Genomic DNA, 17,573 nt, shown 5'->3' on the forward strand with positions numbered 1-17,573 from the left:
TTAAGCGCTCCAGTAAACATCAACAGGTGTTTTGTGCTGTTCGAGTACTGCTCGAATTGGCATTTCACGCGTGTCTTCGCTTGCTAGTGCTTGTCGGTAAACATCAAGTTTTTGTTCACCAACGATATGTAGATAGATTTGGCGACTGGCTAATATTGCTGACTTTGACAAAGAAATCCGTGAATGCGGTGCATTACCGGGTGTAACAGCAACACACAGATCAGACGTCGTTAATGCATTATCAAGTTCAGCTTCTGCAGCGCAAGGGAACCATGAACAAGTATGTCCATCATTTCCCATACCTAATACGACAACGTCGAAAGGCTTAGGAAAGCTTGCTAACTGCTCAGTTGCCATGGCGCAGCCTTCTTTTGGCGAAGAATACATATTCTTCAAGCCACGAAATTTTGCACTGGCAGCTCTATTTTTAAGTAGGTTGTTTCTTACCAAACGCTCATTGGAATCGCCGTGTTCAGGACTGACCCAACGCTCATCGGCAAGAGTGATAAATACATCACTCCAGTCGATAGCTTTCTTGCTAAGTAACTCAAACAATTTAAGCGGAGTTGAGCCACCAGAAACAATCAGACTTGCCTTACCACGTGCATCAACAGCTTCTTGCAGTTGATTAGCAATACGCTCGGCAAGTTGCGCTTCTAACGCCTCTTTGTTATCGAATGATTTGAAAACAGTTTCTTTAATCATTATCTCCCCTTACTCGTCCCAAGAACGACCATCTTTAGTAATAAGTGCAACAGAGGCGACTGGGCCCCACGTGCCTGCTGGATAAGGTTTTGGCTTTTCGTCTGTTTCTTCCCACGCTTGAATAATGCCATCAACCCAGCTCCAGGCTTGCTCAACTTCATCTCGGCGTACAAACAATGCCTGGTTACCTAGCATGGCTTCGAGCAATAAACGCTCATATGCATCGGCAATACGCTCGTTCTTAAAGGTCTCAGAGAAACTTAAATCGAGCTTAGTGGTTTGTAGACGCTGCTTTTCACCCAGACCTGGCACCTTATTCAACATCTGAATTTCAACCCCTTCATGAGGCTGCAATCTAATTGTCAGTTTATTTGGTGGCAGGTTACGGTAATTAGAGCTGTATAAGTTATGTGGTGGGTTCTTAAAGTAAACCACAATTTCAGAGCTCTTAAACGGCATACGCTTGCCACTACGTAAGTAGAATGGCACGCCAGCCCAGCGCCAGTTATCGATGTCGACTCTTAGTGCAACAAAGGTCTCAGCATTTGACTGAACATTTGCGCCCTCTTCTTCTAGGTAGCCAGGAACCGGGGCACCTTTTAAGAAACCAGAGCTATATTGACCACGAACCGTGTTCTCATAGATGTTGTCGGCATTAATAGGTCGCAGTGACTTAAGTACTTTAACTTTTTCGTCGCGAATATTGTCTGCATCTAAGTTAACAGGAGGATCCATTGCTACAAGCGTTAACACCTGTAGTAAATGGTTTTGGATCATGTCGCGCATCTGGCCCGCTTTGTCGAAATAGCCCCAACGGCCTTCGATACCCACTTCTTCAGCAACTGTTAGCTGTACATGGTCGATCGTTCGGTTATCCCATTTGGATGCAAATAACGAGTTAGCAAAACGCAGCGCAAGCAGGTTTTGTACTGTCTCTTTACCTAAGTAATGGTCGATACGATAAACTTGGTTTTCTTCGAAGTAGGCTGAGACTTGGTCGTTAATGATGCGAGAGCTTGCGAGATCGGAACCAATTGGCTTTTCTAGAACGACGCGAGAGTCAGGGAAAATAAGGTTTTGTTCGTGTAGACAACGACAGATGTCGCCGAAAATAGCGGGAGGAGTGGCGAAATAACTCACCATGACGCGTTTTTCGGGTTCGAGAATATCGTGGAAAGCTTGATAGCCATCAGACTCTGTGAAGTTAGTGCCAACATAATGACAACGGTCTAAGAAACGGTTCACCGTGTCTTCACAAAGATCGTCTTTTACAAAGGTCGTTAAGGCGTTTACCACCAGCTCGCGGTATTCTTCTTGACTGAATTCATCCTTTGCGACGCCGAGAATTTTAGTATCGACATTCAGCAAATTGGCTTTATCGAGTTGGTATAAAGAAGGAAGTAACTTACGCTTTGCAAGATCTCCCTTGGTACCAAATAGAACAAAATCACAAGCTTTGGCTTTAGGTGTCGTAATGCCCATCGCTTCAAAATCTCCTTTTGACACTGTGCCTCATCATTTTTGATGAGAATTCACACGTTTGTTGTAATATAACAACAGAAATAGCTAATTGCATCTAAATTTTATAATAAACTTCAAGTTAGCTTATTAGGTATGTTACGCCATAATCTGGTATGCTTTCGTGATAAAATTACTAAAAATTATCGCGTTTGTAACTGTTGTCATTATAAATTAATGTTGGCCTTAGCGCTCTGTAATTAACGGTAACTAGACGTCAAATAATAAGCTTCAACTAAATATAATAAAACTACATTACTATTGAGTGGACGTACGCATATGAATACCCTCGAAAAGGTGCAGAAAAGCCTTACACATTTTAGTAAATCTGAACGTAAAGTTGCAGAAGTTATTTTGTCTTCGCCGCAAACCGCGATTCACTCAAGTATCGCAACATTGGCGAAAATGGCTGATGTGAGTGAACCCACAGTTAATCGTTTCTGTCGGCGCCTTGATACCAAGGGCTTTCCCGACTTTAAGCTCCACTTGGCGCAAAGCCTAGCCAATGGTACGCCATACGTTAGCCGTCACGTGGAAGAAGATGATAGTCCGGATTCATATACTACAAAGATTTTTGAATCTTCTATGGCATCTCTCGATACCGCTAGACAAAGTATCGACACTGCTGCCATCAACAAGGCTGTAGACATTTTAACTCAAGCTAAGAAAATCTCTTTCTTTGGCTTAGGTGCCTCTGCTTCTGTTGCACACGATGCTCAGAATAAATTCTTCCGCTTTAATGTGCCAGTCATCAGTTTCGATGATGTGCTTATGCAGCGCATGAGCTGTATCAACAGCAATGAAGGTGATGTTGTCGTGCTGATTTCTCATACAGGCCGCACTAAATCACTTATCGATATCGCAAAACTTGCCCGTGAAAATGGCGCAGCAGTTATTGGTATTACTGCCAGACATTCACCACTATCAACGGTTTGTACACTTCCAGTCACAATGGAAGTACCTGAAGATACCGATATGTATTTACCTATGGCTTCACGTTTAGCACAATTAGTTATAATTGATGTGCTAGCCACAGGATTTACCCTCAGACGAGGTCCTCGTTTCCGCGAGAATTTGAAGCGAGTGAAGGAAGTGTTAAAAGAATCAAGAATAGACAAAGATCCAGTTCTGTAACTGACTTTCGACATGATTTTAGGCAGTTCAGCCTAAGCTGAATTGCCCACTTTCAATGATATGTTGGAATAGGTCACAAAATTAAAAACTTGAGTTAGATCATTTTGTTCGTAATTTTACTACAAGTATGGGTATTGTCTGTTAATATAGGGTCAGAATTATTTAAAACTTAACGGAGTATGTCATGTTCCGCAGAACCAAAATTGTAACAACTTTGGGTCCAGCCACAGACCGTGATGACAACTTACGCCGCATTATTGCTGCCGGTGCTAACGTTGTTCGCTTAAACTTCTCTCACGGTGCACCAGAAGATCATAAGAAACGCGCAGACGATACACGAGCGATTGCAAAAGAGCTCGGTGTTCATGTTGCCGTTTTAGGCGATCTACAGGGTCCTAAAATCCGTATTTCAACTTTTAAAGACAACAGAAAGGTTATGTTAGTGCTTGGTCAAGCCTATACCCTTGATGGCGATCTAGCGAAAGGTGAAGGCGATGAGAACCAAGTCGGTATCGATTATAAAGAGTTACCTCAAGACGTGAGTCTTGGTGATATCTTAATGCTCGATGACGGCCGCGTTCAACTTCGTGTTGAGAGCGTTGAAGGTAACAAGGTACATACCATAGTTACTGTTGCCGGTCCTTTATCAAACAATAAAGGCATCAACAAGCAAGGCGGTGGACTGTCTGCGGCTGCTCTAACAGAAAAAGACAAGCAAGACATCATCACCGCAGCTGCGATTAAAGTTGATTACCTTGCAGTCTCTTTCCCTAGAAGCGGTGCCGATCTTAACTACGCTCGCGATTTAGCACGTCAAGCTGGTAGTAATGCGTTAATCGTATCTAAAGTTGAGCGCGCTGAAGCCGTTGCAACTGACGAAGCGATGGACGATGTCATTATGGCATCTGATGCAGTTATGGTTGCTCGTGGTGATCTCGGTGTTGAAATTGGCGATCCAGCTCTTGTTGCAGTGCAAAAGAGACTGATTAGCCGTTCACGTCAATTGAATAAGCCTGTTATTACAGCTACTCAAATGATGGAATCGATGATCTCTAGCCCAATGCCAACTCGTGCAGAGGTTATGGACGTTGCAAACGCTGTACTTGATGGTACTGATGCAGTAATGCTAAGCGCCGAAACAGCAGCGGGTGACTTCCCAGAAGAAACCGTTAAGGCAATGGCTGAAGTTTGTTTAGGTGCCGAGTCTCATCCAAGTGTGCAAGTTTCTAAGCACAGATTGGATCAGCAGTTCACCACTATTGAAGAAACTATTGCATTATCGACCATGTACGCAGCAAACCACCTAGAAGGTATCAAGGCTATTATCGCCCTTACTGAATCAGGTGCTACGCCGCAGATGATGTCTCGTATCAGCTCTGCACTGCCAATTTTTGCCTTATCACGTCATGAGTCAACTCTGGCTAAAATGGCACTTTACCGCGGTGTTCAGCCTGTTTACTTTGACTCAACTGCACATGCTCCAGAAGCGGTTGCTCAAAGAGCACTAGAAACCCTATCTCAAGCTGGCTACCTTGAAAAAGGCGACATGGCGATGATGACTAAGGGTGATGCAATGGAAACCGTTGGCGGTACTAACACCAGCAAGGTTGTTGTTGTAGGGTAAGTTCCCTTCTCTATTCTGGCATACCACTCTAAGGTATGACTGCAATAAATAAAAAGCTACTATTTGTTAATAGTAGCTTTTTTTATACTCATCATATGAAAGCGCTACATTTCGATACGTTTATTAGATAGATCTATGGCGCTATTGCTTATATCTTAGTCACATAGAAAACACTACGTCATAGATATAATAGCAACAAGGAAATGTTGAACAATGAAACGGAAGTTACTGGTTATCTCATGCGTCGCGATAAGCATCCTCGGTGGCTATTATGTTTATAGCAATGATAAAAATGAGAAAAACCAGCTAAAAGGTGTCACGCACAACAGTAACTCTTCTACTATCAGTAATCAAATAACGGCCCAACAACAAACAATCAAATCGCCAGCTATTAATAAAAACTTTCAGAAAACTAGATTACAGCAACTTACTTTTGCGCACGCTCAATGCCAACAAAGGAGCTATGACTTCAACGAATATGTTGATGAAGTCCACATCGGAGTTAATGCCGCACTAGAGAAAGAGCTGAAGCAAGGTAAAACAGATCGCGAACTACTGGCTTATGAGGCGCAATATCAAACATTCTACGATAGTTACCAAGACTTGCTGATTGAAGCGAAAATCAATATCGAGAAACATAAATATTCAATTACCCAATCAGTGTCGATTTTAAATGAGTGGAGTGGTATGTCGGTCATTGAAGGGTTTAGTGCTGACACACTGAATGAACTGGTCTCAGCGCTTCAACCACTAGAAAATGAAAATCACGGATTTGGTGTGAATATATCCTTAGCGCAAGATATAAATAAAGAAGATATCTATGCCCTACTTGATAATAATGACAACTTTTCTACTTATTTAGAATCTCCGCTTGCTATAGGCAGCAGTCTCATTTTATCACCATCAATTCTATTCATATTAAGTGCAGAGAACCTTAATATCGAAGAATACGAGCAAGCAGTTGCCTTACGCACATTTACCGTCAATGACGTGGCAATCGCGCTCAACAACAATATGGAAACTGAGTATTTAATTCCCTTGCTCAAACAAACAAAATCTTTAGGGGATATGCCTATCTTGGCACAGGAACGTTTTAAGCGTTACAACAATCTTGCCGATATTGCAGCCGCTAATTTTAATGTTGATGCCTTAGAGTTCCTAAACAAATATGGTGTAAACCCTATTAATGAGCCAGGTATATTAACAGCAATGGACATAGCCATATTGAATTTGCCACGTAACGATGCCGAGTACAATAAACTCAACCCCGATACCAATAAGATCCTCGACACACCGAGCTACCTAAAAGCTGAAGGTTATAAAGCCCACGGGAAAATTGAACAGCTTAACAATTTGACGGTCACTTATTTTAAAGCCCCAAAAAATGCACGCACTAATAGCCACAGTATTTCTAACCCTAAGTTTAAATCACTTCTTAAAAGCATCCCGCTTATGGATAACAGCTTTAATGTTAAACAGCGTAAAGCCGATGATTCCGTTATCTCACTTGCCATTACTGATTCAAAAAACAAGCAAATAGCATTGAAACGAAAGTCTGAGCAATGCGCATCAGTAAAGCAGCAATTACTTGCCGAGCAAAGCTTTGAAGGAAGAGATAAGGCCTACGACATCATTGATGAGATAAAACAAAATCCAATTGATGTTAAGCAGCGATTGCATCAAATAGACCCGGTTCTTGTTGGTCTTTGGCAAGAGCTTGAGTTTAGCTATAACCGAGCACCATTGGAGTCGGACCCGAGTGATAAATTCGACCGCTTATTAGCAGAAGGAAACGCTGCACAAGCGGTAGAATATTGTGCGCAAATTCCACTAACACAGACACAAACAGATGCCCTTTTTCATTATATGCTTCACAGCAATATTGAATTTCTGTCAGCATGGAGTGTAAGAGTTTCTCCTCAAATGCCATCAAACTTACTTTCACTTAAAGGGCTACCTGTAGATAAGTGGCAAGACTTATTACATCAAGGTTTTGATTTTTCGATAATCGATCTGGTGGGAAATGATACTTACATCGCAGCGGCTTTAAATTCTCCACAAGCTATCCAGTTTTTAGTCGAAAATAATTTTAAACTTGACACGGATAAATATGGATTAGACGCTCTTGATACACTGCTAGAGCTTAGCTATGAAAACGGCCAGTTACATGAGAGTTTACCAAAACTAATCTCGCTTTATCCCAAGTTCCGTTCCAGTCATTACGCGAGAGTGACAAGAATAAAGAAATTCTACCCTGAAGAATATCAACATCTCATCTCGATAAATAAAGCCCTTACCCCCATGGCAGGAACAGAGCTGAACAAGTTTAGAAGACGATACTTTTAAAAACCTTTAACCTGATCAGCAATTGCAAAATGCTGTATATAGCGAATAAATAGACGAGTCGATTAGCCGCCAATTGCAATCAATATAAAGGGTAGCATCTTTAAATGACAAAAAAGCCGCCTTACTCTGTACTCATTGAAGTACAACATAAGGCGGCATTTTGTTAAATACTCATCAATATTGATTGAAACGCACGGGGTCTATTCGATCTGTTACAGCGTTTCAAACTCATCAACATTAATCGCTGCAAGCCTCAACGCATCAGCCTTGACTAATTGTTGGTGCTCTTGCTCAGAGATTAATGAGATCTCCAGTGCAGCGTCAAACAATGCCACTGCTGGCAACTTCTTCGGTAAGCAGCCCTCTTTCTGCGCTTGCTTAAGCTTCTTATACAGCCCTTTGCATTCATGTTTAGCTATGAAGGCATTTTCAACTTCAGCTATACCACTTGGATCACCGTCAAAACTTGGACACAAGAAGGTTAACCGTTCGCGGGCAGGACCAGGCTTATTCATCGAATTTGCCAAATCAATTGATAGCTTATCACTAGCATCTTTGAATCGATTCCCAAGCGGGAAGATTAATGCACGTAACAGCAATGCAACTGGGCGATTAGGGAAATTTCGAATCGCTTCATCTAACGCTTTAGCCGCTAAGTGTAAACGGGTAGCCATAACGTGGCGTACCGCTGGTAAATCATCAAACTGACGACCATTATCTTCAAAAAGCTTTAAGGTTGCAGAACCAAGATAAAGCTGACTTAGCACATCACCCATACGTGCGCTTAGCATCTCTTTACGCTTTAAATCGCCGCCTAGAATAAGCATTGAAACGTCTGTCATTAAGGCCAAACCTGCAGATAAGCGCGTCATATCTTTGTAATATTGCTTAGTTTCACCGCTTACTGGTGATTGAGCAAAACGGCTACCAGTCAAAGCATTGCCCAGCGCACTAAAGGCATTACGAGTCGCGTAGCCAATATGGCCAAGCAGCAAATCGTCAAATCGCTCAAGACCTTCACTGGTGTCTTCCATTCCAGCCGCTTCCATCTCAGCCAGCACATAAGGATGACAACGTGTTGCCCCTTGACCAAAGATCATCAAGCTTCTGGTCAGAATGTTTGCCCCCTCCACCGTAATAGAGATTGGCAGCGCCATATAACCATGGCCTAAATAGTTTTTAGGCCCCAGCTGAATACCTTTACCGGACTGGATATCCATCGCATCATCAATCACCTTACGACCAAGTTCAGTCATGTGATATTTAGCAATCGCAGTCACAACAGACGGCTTAACCTTTAAGTCGATACCAGTGGTCGTCAAACGTCTTGCTGCTTCAAGTTGATAGGTATTAGCAATCACACGGGCTAGCGCTTCTTGTACCCCTTCGAATTGACCAATATCCAAACCAAACTGCTGACGCACAGCGCTGTACGCAGTGGTTGTTTTAGTGGCCATATGTCCAGAGGCTGTTGATAAAGCGGGTAGTGAAATGCCACGACCTGCCGACAAACACTCAACTAACATTCTCCAGCCACGACCCGCATATTGAGGGCCGCCGATGATCCAATCCAATGGAATAAACACATCTTTACCACGAGTAGTACCATTCATGAATGCGAGGTTCAGCGGATTGTGGCGACTGCCAATCTCGACTCCCTTATGATCCGTTGGTATGAGTGCACAGGTAATGCCGATATGTTTAGTGTCACCTAACAAGCCGTCTGGATCGGACATCTGGAATGCAAGACCCAATACATTAGCTACAGGGGCAAGTGTAATATATCGCTTATCCCAATTAAGTTTTAGACCAAGAACTTCCTCACCATTCACTTCCTGACGGCATACAATACCAGTATCAGGAATGGCACCAGCATCACTTCCCGCTTCAGGTCCTGTCAATGCAAAACACGGAATAGCACGGCCATCGGCAAGTTGAGGTAACCAGTAATCTTTCTGCTCGCTAGTACCATAATGAGTCAATAGCTCACCTGGGCCGAGAGAGTTTGGCACCATAACCGTTACTGCCGCGCTAACGCTACGGCTAGCAATCTTACTGACGATAGTCGAGTTAGCGTAAGCTGAAAACGCCTTACCACCATATTTCTTAGGAATGATTAACGCGAAGAAGCCTTCTTTTTTGAAGTATTCCCAAAGCTCTGGCGGCAAGTCTTTTCTGTTATTCACTATGTCGTAATCATCGATCATAGTTAATGCCGTCATAACTTGATTATCAATAAAGTCTTGCTCTTCTGATGTCAGGGTTGGTTTACCGTAGCTGTGCAGCAACTGCCAGTTAGGTTTGCCTTTGAATAGCTCCCCTTCCCACCAAACGTCGCCCGCTTCCATCGCTTCTTTTTCAGTAACTGAAAGGGGTGGCAATACTTTTTTGAAAAAACTAAATACAGGACGCGTAATTAACTGCATCCTGATATTTTTAACGCTGAATACAACGACTATTGCGATAAGCAACAGCACTAATAATGTCGTAGCCATAATTTTTACATTACATCCTTAGTAAGTGGAACGGACACTCCGGCAGATAAATACGGAATGACTTTTCTGATGACAGCTTCAATATCATTTTGCTCGCCAAAATCTGCTTCTGCAATTTCGGTTAGTGCATCAGCCGACGCCATGGTGAAAACAATAGTGCCTAGGGTAAAGTGTAAACGCCAAAACATCTCTGCAGGAGGAATATGTGGTGCACTTTCTGCTACAGCTTTAACAAATAAGCCTAAGTATTCTCCATAGTGTGTGGTGATAAACCAGCGCAGATGGCCTTGGCTTTCAATGTAACCACGTCCTAATAATTGTAAGAAGGTCGTAGTCCCTTCCGTTCTCAAACTATTAAGATCGAGTAAAGGAGCCACCAAGGTTGAAAATATATCGTCTAATGATGCGTTCGCATTACTAGTACGCACTGCAACAATTGCCTCTGCGGCTGCAGGCATAAATACATCGAGGTAACGTGCAAGTACTGCTCGGATCAGCTCCTTTTTAGAACCAAAATGGTAATTTACAGATGCAAGGTTTACTTCAGCTTTACTTGTAATTAGTCTTAGTGAGGTTTCTGAAAAACCTCTCTCTGCAAATAATTTTTCCGCAGCATCCAGTATTCTTGTTTTTGTATCGGAGCGATTTGCCATTCCGTTGCCTTTTATATCTATTTAAAACACTCGTTTAAATTAAACATTCGCTTGCCTATTGTCAAACTAATTCCCGAGATAGGCTAAAACTGCAGCGTTATCTGCATGTCCGTTTTAATCCACTATTAATCAGCAACAAAACAAGTAAAATAAGCAACACAAAAATAACAAGGGATATAAAGGATGAATAAAAGCCTAGTTAACGTTTCTAAACTATCTGCAATGATTGCACTAACACTTGGAGTGTCAGCATGCAGTAAAACAGAGGCTGAGAGTAAGCCTGCCATGGTTGATAAAACTATAGAAGCGAAGCAATTTATCGAGAATGCTGAATCTAAAATGGCCGACCTCTCGATTGAGATAAATCGCTCAGAGTGGATTTACAGTAATTTCATCACCCAAGATACTGCAGCATTAGCTGCCAGTGTTTCTGAAAAATATACCGCGGCATCGGTCGAGCTCGCGACTCAATCAGCGCAATACGCCAACCTCCCCTTAAGCGAGGCTGAAAAACGTAAACTCAATATACTACGCAGCTCTATCGTACTCCCTGCTCCTCTCGATCCCGTTAAAAATGCCGAGCTTGCCAATATCAGCGCCGAGCTAAACGGTCTATACGGTAAAGGAAAATATTGCTTCGAAGATGGTCGCTGTCTAACTCAGCCAGAACTATCAGCGATTATGGGAACATCGACTAACCCAGATGAACTGTTAGAGGTATGGCAAGGCTGGCGTGAAATAGCCCAACCTATGCGGCCACTTTTTGAAAGAGAAGTCGAGCTTGCCAATGAAGGCGCCAAAGATCTGGGTTATGCTAATCTCTCTGAGCTTTGGCGTAGCAACTACGATATGAAGCCTGATGAGTTTGCTACAGAGCTTGACCGACTATGGGGCCAAGTTAAGCCTCTGTATGACTCACTACACTGTTACGTTCGTGGTGAACTTAATGAACAATATGGTGATGAGGTTGCTCCGGCTTCAGGTGCTATCCCTGCACACTTGCTTGGTAATATGTGGGCTCAAAGCTGGGGCAATATATACAATCAAGTCGCACCTGAAGATGCCGATCCCGGCTATGATGTCACTGACCTGTTAGCCAAACATAATTATGACGAGATAAAAATGGTTGAGCAGGCCGAGACCTTTTTTACTTCTCTTGGCTTCGAACCGCTACCTGACACATTCTGGGAGCGTTCTTTATTCGTGCAGCCAGAGGATCGCGATGTGGTTTGTCACGCATCAGCCTGGGATCTAGATAATCGCGACGATATCCGCATCAAAATGTGTATCCAGAAGACTGCTGAAGACTTTACCGTAATTCATCATGAACTCGGTCATAACTTCTATCAACGTGCTTACAAAGACCAACCGTTTATCTTTAAAAATAGCGCCAACGATGGTTTCCACGAAGCAATTGGCGATACTGTTGCCCTATCGATTACACCAGACTACTTAAAACAGATTGGATTACTCGATGAAGTGCCTGATGCTTCAAAAGACATTGGCCTACTACTAAAGCAAGCATTAGATAAAGTGGCATTTTTACCTTTTGGCTTGATGATTGACCAATGGCGCTGGAAGGTGTTCAGTGGTGAAATTACCCCTGAGCAATATAATGCAGCTTGGTGGGAACTACGTGAAAAATACCAAGGTGTTAAGGCACCAATCGCACGTAGCGAAGCCGATTTTGATCCAGGGGCTAAATATCACGTACCGGGCAATGTTCCTTATACCCGCTATTTCTTAGCACACATTCTACAGTTCCAGTTCCACAAATCGTTATGTGACATCGCTGGCGATACAGGACCTGTGCATAGATGCAGTATCTATGGCAATAAAGAAGCCGGCGCTAAGCTCAATACCATGTTAGAAATGGGTCAAAGCCAGCCATGGCCTGAGGCGTTAGCGGCAGTAACAGGCACTAAGGAAATGGATGCTAAAGCCGTATTGGATTATTTTGCGCCACTGCAAACTTGGCTAGATGAGCAAAACTCAAATGCTAATCGTCAATGTGGCTGGTAACTTAACCTAGCTTAGCCAAACTTAGCGATACGCTATGTTTGGTAATATCAATAAAAAAGCCATTTTATACCAATCAGTATAAGAAGTTGATCTACTCAGAGCGTTTTTGGCAAACTAATTCAAGGCGAATAGCTGAAAGAATGGTTGCTCCATTGTGAAGTTGTTCAACGCAGAAGTAGGCAGCCAAAAACGCTCCAGAATGGCGAGTTTTAGCGGCTCTGATACTGCGACTCTTAATAAACAAAGAGGGAGCTTAAACCTAGTTTAACTATGCTCTTCACTTGTTGCGAGCAACATGGATGCTGCAAATGTCATTAAAGCAGGAGCACTTAATGACCTTGCCTCAGAACCGCTAAACTCTCGCTGAGCGACCAAATCTTTATACTGATTGGTATTACTTTTAAGTAAACTGGCCTTTTTAATTTTAGAAAGGTCAGCGGACATTCACGCCTTTGTGATTGGTCTCTCTCGCTTCAATGCGTTTTTGTTCAGACTTTGTCAGCATGACATAAAGCGCTCCACAGCCACCATGGTGGGTTTGTGCACTGTGAAAAGCCAAAACTTCATCTATCTGTTCCAGCCAGGTAACAACAAAGGATTTCATTAATGCAGGGATTGGCTTTGTGTTAGCGCCTTTACCGTGAATGACTAAAATGCTTCTCTCGCCCTTTTCACGACTCTTTTGGATTTCGTTGTATAGCACTTCTCTTGCCTGAGCGATTTTTAACTGGTGCAACAGCACTTCATGTTTAACGGGGTAACCTCCTCGGCTTAAACGATGAAATACCGCCTCTTGTACCCCGTCCCGCTTAAACTCAACCACATCCTCCGGCGCAACAGGCTTAACCTCTTGAACCTGTGTTGTAAGTCTAGACAACTGCTCATTCATCTCTAGCTGAGCTCGACGAGCAGCTTGCGCCTGCGTCGACACATTTTGCTCCCCGAGCGTACAGGAGGTATTATTTTTCAATGGCGTTACACTTGCCATCTCCTCGAAAAAAAGAGTCATATCCTCTTCGCCCATAAGTGCTCCCATAGGGTTAACGCCACAAACAATATAAAAGGCTAATCATTCGCCAATAATTGCCTTTAAAGATGGTTTCTACACATCTTGTAAAGATCTAGTACTTTAGTTCAGCTTAACCATCTATTATAGTGATAATTAATATAATCTCGGTCTATCCTAATTACATGCTCAAAAAACTTGCTACATCGCTTACCTTAATAAGCGCACTCTATCTCAGCTTCATTCAAGTCGCATCCGCTGATGATAACGACTCGCTAAATGACGTTTATAGCCATTTTAGCGAAGCCTTTAAGGAGCTTGATGCTAGCATCATGAAGTCTATCTACTCCGAAGACGCTTGTTATATTCCTGAAGGGCAAGATGAAGAGATCACCTTAGGGCGAGATAAAATTGTCGCGTTGTACGACGCTTTCTTTGGCAAGATAAAACATAAAAATGCCAAAATAGAAGTCGATTTCAGAGTGATAGAGCGCAATATCGTTGGCAAAAGCGCAACCGATATTGGCTATTACCTCATTCGTTTCCATCCACCTGTAGATAATGGTGAGCCAAGTAGTGAATTTGCTGGTAAATTTGTAGGTGTTTCCAAAAAGAAGAGTGATGGTAAATGGTATTTAACCGTCGATACCAACAATCGTGCTGAAGCATCTTTTTATTATAATGCCAAACCTAGCCCAAACCTTTATTATGGCCGCCAATTTCCAGCATTAAGCCAAAGCTCACAACCCAATAACCATGACAAACCTTAACATTGAAGCCGATTCTTTATGCCCTTGTTGCTCAGGGCAAACTTATCAGTCCTGTTGTCAACCACTGCACCTTCAAGAACAAATAGCACAAACCCCGGAGCAGTTAATGCGCTCTCGATTCAGTGCATTTTATCTCAACAAGTTTAATTATCTAATTCAAACTCATCATAAAGACTACTTAAATGGCCTCACAGAGCAAAACCTTGCTCAAGAACCTCTGCCCCATTGGTTAGGGCTTGAAGTCAAGTCCGCAAGTGAAGACGGCAATCGAGGGCGAGTGACATTTCAAGCTTGGTATCAACTAGATAACGAGCTAGATGCTATACATGAATGTTCAGATTTCATTAAGCTTGGAGGTAAATGGTTTTACACTCTGGGGGAGCAAAAAGCTGCAGTCTTTCCTAAACGAAATGACAAATGTGTTTGTAACAGTGGTAAGAAATTTAAGCAGTGTTGCGGTCAGTAAATAAAGTGCTGTGGATTCGCCCTCTAATTCTCAGCTCTGGTGCCATCAAATTATTGAGTCCCAACAGATAAAGCCGATACGTCGGCTATATCGACCTCAAATATCAATTTCAACATCCATTTCAATATCTACAATCAACATCAATATCAACAATCATTAAGCTAATGGTCTAAAGGCCTAATGGACAGCTGAAGATTTCTCTAGAAACTGGCTGAACTCGGATACTCTAAGAGCTGGGCTGTATAGGAAGCCTTGCGCTTGGTGACACAAGTGTTTGGCAAGGAATTGCTCCTGCTCTTTTGTTTCAACCCCCTCTGCGGTCAACGAGATATTCAGCGCCGATGCCATAGCAATAATTGCACTAACAATTTCACGGCTTTCGTGACTCACAGAAAGATCAGAGATAAAAGAACGATCAATTTTCAACTTACTAATTGGGAACTGTTTTAAGTATCTCATCGAACTATAACCAGTACCAAAATCATCAATGGCAAGTCCTACACCGAGCGCAGCTAACTCGTGACACAAATTAGTAGCAGATCGAATATCTTCCATTAACTCTGTTTCTGTTATTTCGAGGATTAAACTATTTGGTTTTAAACGATAACGGGTTACAAGCTCCCAAACCTGCTCAAACAAGTTACTACTAAAAAACTGTCTCGCAGAAACGTTGACGTGCATAGAAATATCAATTTGATGGCGCTGCCAAAGGTTTAACTGCTTGCATGCAGCTTCAAGTACCCAGGAGCCAATATCATTAATCAATCCAGTTTGTTCGGCAATATCGATAAACGCCCCAGGGTAAAGCACACCTTTTTTCGGATGATGCCAACGCAGTAACGCTTCAGCACCAATGTAAGATTGGCTGCCTAAATCTTTGAGTGGTTGGTAATAAAGTTCAAATTGACGCCCTTTTATCGCTACGCCTAGGTCTCTTTCAATTTGCGTATCTTCTTTAAATGCATTGAGTAAAGCCGAGTTAAACAACTGTATCGCATTACCCTGCTGGTTTTTTGCGTACTGTAAAGCGATGTCAGCACAGGTTAAAGGCGAAAACTTCTGTTCAATAGAGGATAGATCGACTATTGCAATTGCGGGCCGGGGATCAAGCTGCTCTATTCCGATGGTAACAGGGGCTATTAACTGATGATACAATCGCTCTGTAACCTGCAGTACCCAGTGTTCACTATGTTCGCTTGTAATTAAAATCCCAAACTCATCACTTCCTATCCTTGCAACCTCTGCAATTTTATTGATTTCGGCAAAGTGGCGAATTCGCCTAGCAATTTCAATTAGGATAATATCGCCATTAGCATGACCATATGTATCGTTAAAGCGTTTAAAACCTTGAAGATCGATCATGACTAAATGACCAGAATGTGAACCTTCAAGGACTCTACTAAAGTGTGTGCGGTTATATAAGCCAGTTAAACCACAGCGCCATGCTAGCCGAAATAACTCATTTTGATGATAATGCTCTTCAGTACAGTTTTCAGCATTAACTAAAGCAAAGTGGTTGCCCCTTTCAGAGATAAAACGCTTAACTGAAAAACGCATCCAATAGGAACTGCCATCATCACGAACCAAATAAACCTCTTCATCTGAGGCTTCGCCCTTTCGGGCTTTTTCCAGTACTTCATCAGATAAAGTGGGATATTGTTTGAAAAAGTCTAATATCTGTACTTTTCGACCTAACACTTTATCTTTGGGTACTTTGGTTAAGTTAAAATGAGCCTTATTGACATATTCAATGAGATCAGTGGCTAAATTAACCACCATCATTATCTGATCTGATTGCTCAGCAGCGGATAAGAACAGTTTTAAGCGCTCATCTTTATCATATCCGTATTGCGTTGCTAGAGTTAATGCGAGCTGATCTGCAACTTGTGAACAGAGCTGTACCTCTACTTCACTCCAAGGTTCCGTCGGCTCTTTGCATTCAAGGCTTAAAATCCCCTCTAGATGGCCGTTAATACGAATTGCCACCTCTAATACTGACAAGATCCCTTGCTGTTGATAATAAGGTTGCAGTTCGACTAGTCGACTGTCATTACAGCAGAGCTCTGCCGTAATGTGTCGTTCATCTTTTAATTGACGGATAAAGTTGGGGCAAGATGAAGGGGTTGGACGTGTGGAACTCAACCCTGGAGAATGAGGAGAAGTATCGAGGCGCGTGATTTGTGTCAATGTGTCTGCGTCGGCTGACAAAGCAGAAACAACGACACTCGAAACACTAAGCTGTTGAGAAAGTAATTCAGCTGCAATTTGGGCTGTAGACTTAAAATCGCCTAGCAACTTTGCTTCTGAATTAACAATGTACTCCAACAATTGCTGAAATTTATGCTTCTTCACTCGTGATCCTAAATAGGGGTAAGCAAAGAGCCTACCAAATAGCTTTAACAATTAAAGCTAATATATTATTTTTTATAGGGTACAAGATTACACGAGTTAACGTATTTCCAGCAAGTTATACTATGATTTTTTACAAACCATTTTCTAGCTGAAATATCATTTTTTCGGCGCTAAAAGAGAAAGTTAGGCTAACTTTTGCACTTTGGCCTTCAAGTTGGGTCTGTGCAGTCACACCTTCAAAACGTTTTTGAGCCTTTGCAATGACAGAGTTTGCTAACTCTTCACAATTATCACCCTGTAACTCTAAATCTAATACCGTGTCATATTCATCAATAACGGCACCAACATCCACAAAACTACCACAGTCATTACAAGTATCATTAACTAAATCGGACTGTGCTTTTTGAATATTTTTCATCTTTAACTTATCTCTATTAAGATCATTCGAATGTTTGATTATATATCAGCAAATCTAAATAGAG

13 protein-coding genes are annotated in these 17,573 nt (G+C 42.3%); 6 read left to right on the plus strand and 7 right to left on the minus strand.

What is annotated here, in order from left to right; all coding sequences use genetic code 11:
• Entirely contained in the window at positions 1–705 is a 705-nt protein-coding gene (pgl, locus tag K5Q73_RS10655) for a 6-phosphogluconolactonase (RefSeq protein ID WP_220763034.1), read from the minus strand.
• A gap of 9 nt (positions 706–714) precedes the next feature.
• Positions 715–2,187 (minus strand): glucose-6-phosphate dehydrogenase, encoded by a 1,473-nt coding sequence (gene zwf / locus K5Q73_RS10660; protein ID WP_220763185.1) that lies wholly within the window; start codon positions 2,185–2,187, stop codon positions 715–717.
• Positions 2,188–2,502: 315 nt separating this feature from the next.
• Here zwf and K5Q73_RS10665 point away from each other — a divergent pair, with 315 nt between their 5' ends.
• The 3 genes from K5Q73_RS10665 (at position 2,503) to K5Q73_RS10675 (ending at position 7,327) form a co-directional block, all read left to right on the plus strand.
• A complete protein-coding gene (locus tag K5Q73_RS10665) occupies positions 2,503–3,357 on the plus strand; it encodes a MurR/RpiR family transcriptional regulator (RefSeq protein ID WP_012155570.1) in 855 nt (284 codons plus the stop codon).
• A gap of 184 nt (positions 3,358–3,541) precedes the next feature.
• Positions 3,542–4,981 (plus strand): pyruvate kinase, encoded by a 1,440-nt coding sequence (gene pyk, locus K5Q73_RS10670; protein WP_220763032.1) that lies wholly within the window; start codon positions 3,542–3,544, stop codon positions 4,979–4,981.
• Positions 4,982–5,194: 213 nt separating this feature from the next.
• Positions 5,195–7,327 (plus strand): hypothetical protein, encoded by a 2,133-nt coding sequence (locus K5Q73_RS10675; RefSeq protein WP_220763030.1) that lies wholly within the window; start codon positions 5,195–5,197, stop codon positions 7,325–7,327.
• Between the two features lie 212 nt (positions 7,328–7,539).
• On the opposite strand, the gene K5Q73_RS10680 is transcribed toward K5Q73_RS10675, so the two are convergent.
• Positions 7,540–9,822 carry an acyl-CoA dehydrogenase gene (locus K5Q73_RS10680; protein WP_220763028.1) on the minus strand — a complete coding sequence of 761 codons (2,283 nt, stop codon included), beginning with the start codon at positions 9,820–9,822 and terminating at the stop codon, positions 7,540–7,542.
• Positions 9,823–9,827: 5 nt separating this feature from the next.
• Positions 9,828–10,475 (minus strand): TetR/AcrR family transcriptional regulator, encoded by a 648-nt coding sequence (locus K5Q73_RS10685; protein ID WP_220763026.1) that lies wholly within the window; start codon positions 10,473–10,475, stop codon positions 9,828–9,830.
• Between the two features lie 183 nt (positions 10,476–10,658).
• Between K5Q73_RS10685 and K5Q73_RS10690 the strand changes: the two genes are divergently transcribed.
• Positions 10,659–12,497: a M2 family metallopeptidase gene (locus tag K5Q73_RS10690; RefSeq protein ID WP_220763024.1), complete on the plus strand. Its 1,839-nt coding sequence runs from the start codon at positions 10,659–10,661 to the stop codon at positions 12,495–12,497.
• 433 nt (positions 12,498–12,930) lie between these two features.
• On the opposite strand, the gene smrA is transcribed toward K5Q73_RS10690, so the two are convergent.
• Entirely contained in the window at positions 12,931–13,533 is a 603-nt protein-coding gene (gene smrA, locus K5Q73_RS10695; RefSeq protein ID WP_259650788.1) for a DNA endonuclease SmrA, read from the minus strand.
• A 155-nt stretch (positions 13,534–13,688) separates the two neighbouring features.
• On the opposite strand from smrA, the gene K5Q73_RS10700 reads away from it, so the two are divergent.
• Positions 13,689–14,273, plus strand: a complete 585-nt coding sequence (locus K5Q73_RS10700) for a nuclear transport factor 2 family protein (RefSeq protein WP_220763022.1) — start codon at positions 13,689–13,691, stop codon at positions 14,271–14,273.
• The gene (locus K5Q73_RS10705) at positions 14,260–14,739 is read left to right on the plus strand and encodes a YchJ family protein (RefSeq protein ID WP_220763020.1); all 480 of its coding nucleotides are present in this window, start codon (positions 14,260–14,262) and stop codon (positions 14,737–14,739) included. Before K5Q73_RS10700 ends, K5Q73_RS10705 begins: the two co-directional genes overlap by 14 nt.
• A 177-nt stretch (positions 14,740–14,916) precedes the next feature.
• On the opposite strand, the gene K5Q73_RS10710 is transcribed toward K5Q73_RS10705, so the two are convergent.
• Together K5Q73_RS10710 and K5Q73_RS10715 are read right to left on the minus strand one after the other, a co-directional pair.
• Positions 14,917–17,091 (minus strand): EAL domain-containing protein, encoded by a 2,175-nt coding sequence (locus tag K5Q73_RS10710; protein WP_220763018.1) that lies wholly within the window; start codon positions 17,089–17,091, stop codon positions 14,917–14,919.
• 130 nt (positions 17,092–17,221) lie between these two features.
• On the minus strand, positions 17,222–17,509 hold the full coding sequence (locus K5Q73_RS10715; protein WP_220763017.1) for a DUF406 family protein: 288 nt from the start codon (positions 17,507–17,509) through the stop codon (positions 17,222–17,224).
• Positions 17,510–17,573 lie beyond the last annotated feature (64 nt).

Source organism: Shewanella sp. MBTL60-112-B2, assembly GCF_019655055.1.
Lineage (GTDB): Bacteria > Pseudomonadota > Gammaproteobacteria > Enterobacterales > Shewanellaceae > Shewanella.

Coding starts and splice junctions, on each gene's coding strand:
- K5Q73_RS10700 (WP_220763022.1), top strand. CDS start 13,689: ATGCTCAAAAAACTTGCTACATCGCTTACCTTAATAAGCGCACTCTAT.
- pgl (WP_220763034.1), bottom strand. CDS start 705: ATGATTAAAGAAACTGTTTTCAAATCATTCGATAACAAAGAGGCGTTA.
- K5Q73_RS10690 (WP_220763024.1), top strand. CDS start 10,659: ATGAATAAAAGCCTAGTTAACGTTTCTAAACTATCTGCAATGATTGCA.
- K5Q73_RS10680 (WP_220763028.1), bottom strand. CDS start 9,822: ATGGCTACGACATTATTAGTGCTGTTGCTTATCGCAATAGTCGTTGTA.
- smrA (WP_259650788.1), bottom strand. CDS start 13,533: ATGGGAGCACTTATGGGCGAAGAGGATATGACTCTTTTTTTCGAGGAG.
- K5Q73_RS10685 (WP_220763026.1), bottom strand. CDS start 10,475: ATGGCAAATCGCTCCGATACAAAAACAAGAATACTGGATGCTGCGGAA.
- K5Q73_RS10665 (WP_012155570.1), top strand. CDS start 2,503: ATGAATACCCTCGAAAAGGTGCAGAAAAGCCTTACACATTTTAGTAAA.
- zwf (WP_220763185.1), bottom strand. CDS start 2,187: ATGGGCATTACGACACCTAAAGCCAAAGCTTGTGATTTTGTTCTATTT.
- K5Q73_RS10675 (WP_220763030.1), top strand. CDS start 5,195: ATGAAACGGAAGTTACTGGTTATCTCATGCGTCGCGATAAGCATCCTC.
- pyk (WP_220763032.1), top strand. CDS start 3,542: ATGTTCCGCAGAACCAAAATTGTAACAACTTTGGGTCCAGCCACAGAC.
- K5Q73_RS10705 (WP_220763020.1), top strand. CDS start 14,260: ATGACAAACCTTAACATTGAAGCCGATTCTTTATGCCCTTGTTGCTCA.
- K5Q73_RS10715 (WP_220763017.1), bottom strand. CDS start 17,509: ATGAAAAATATTCAAAAAGCACAGTCCGATTTAGTTAATGATACTTGT.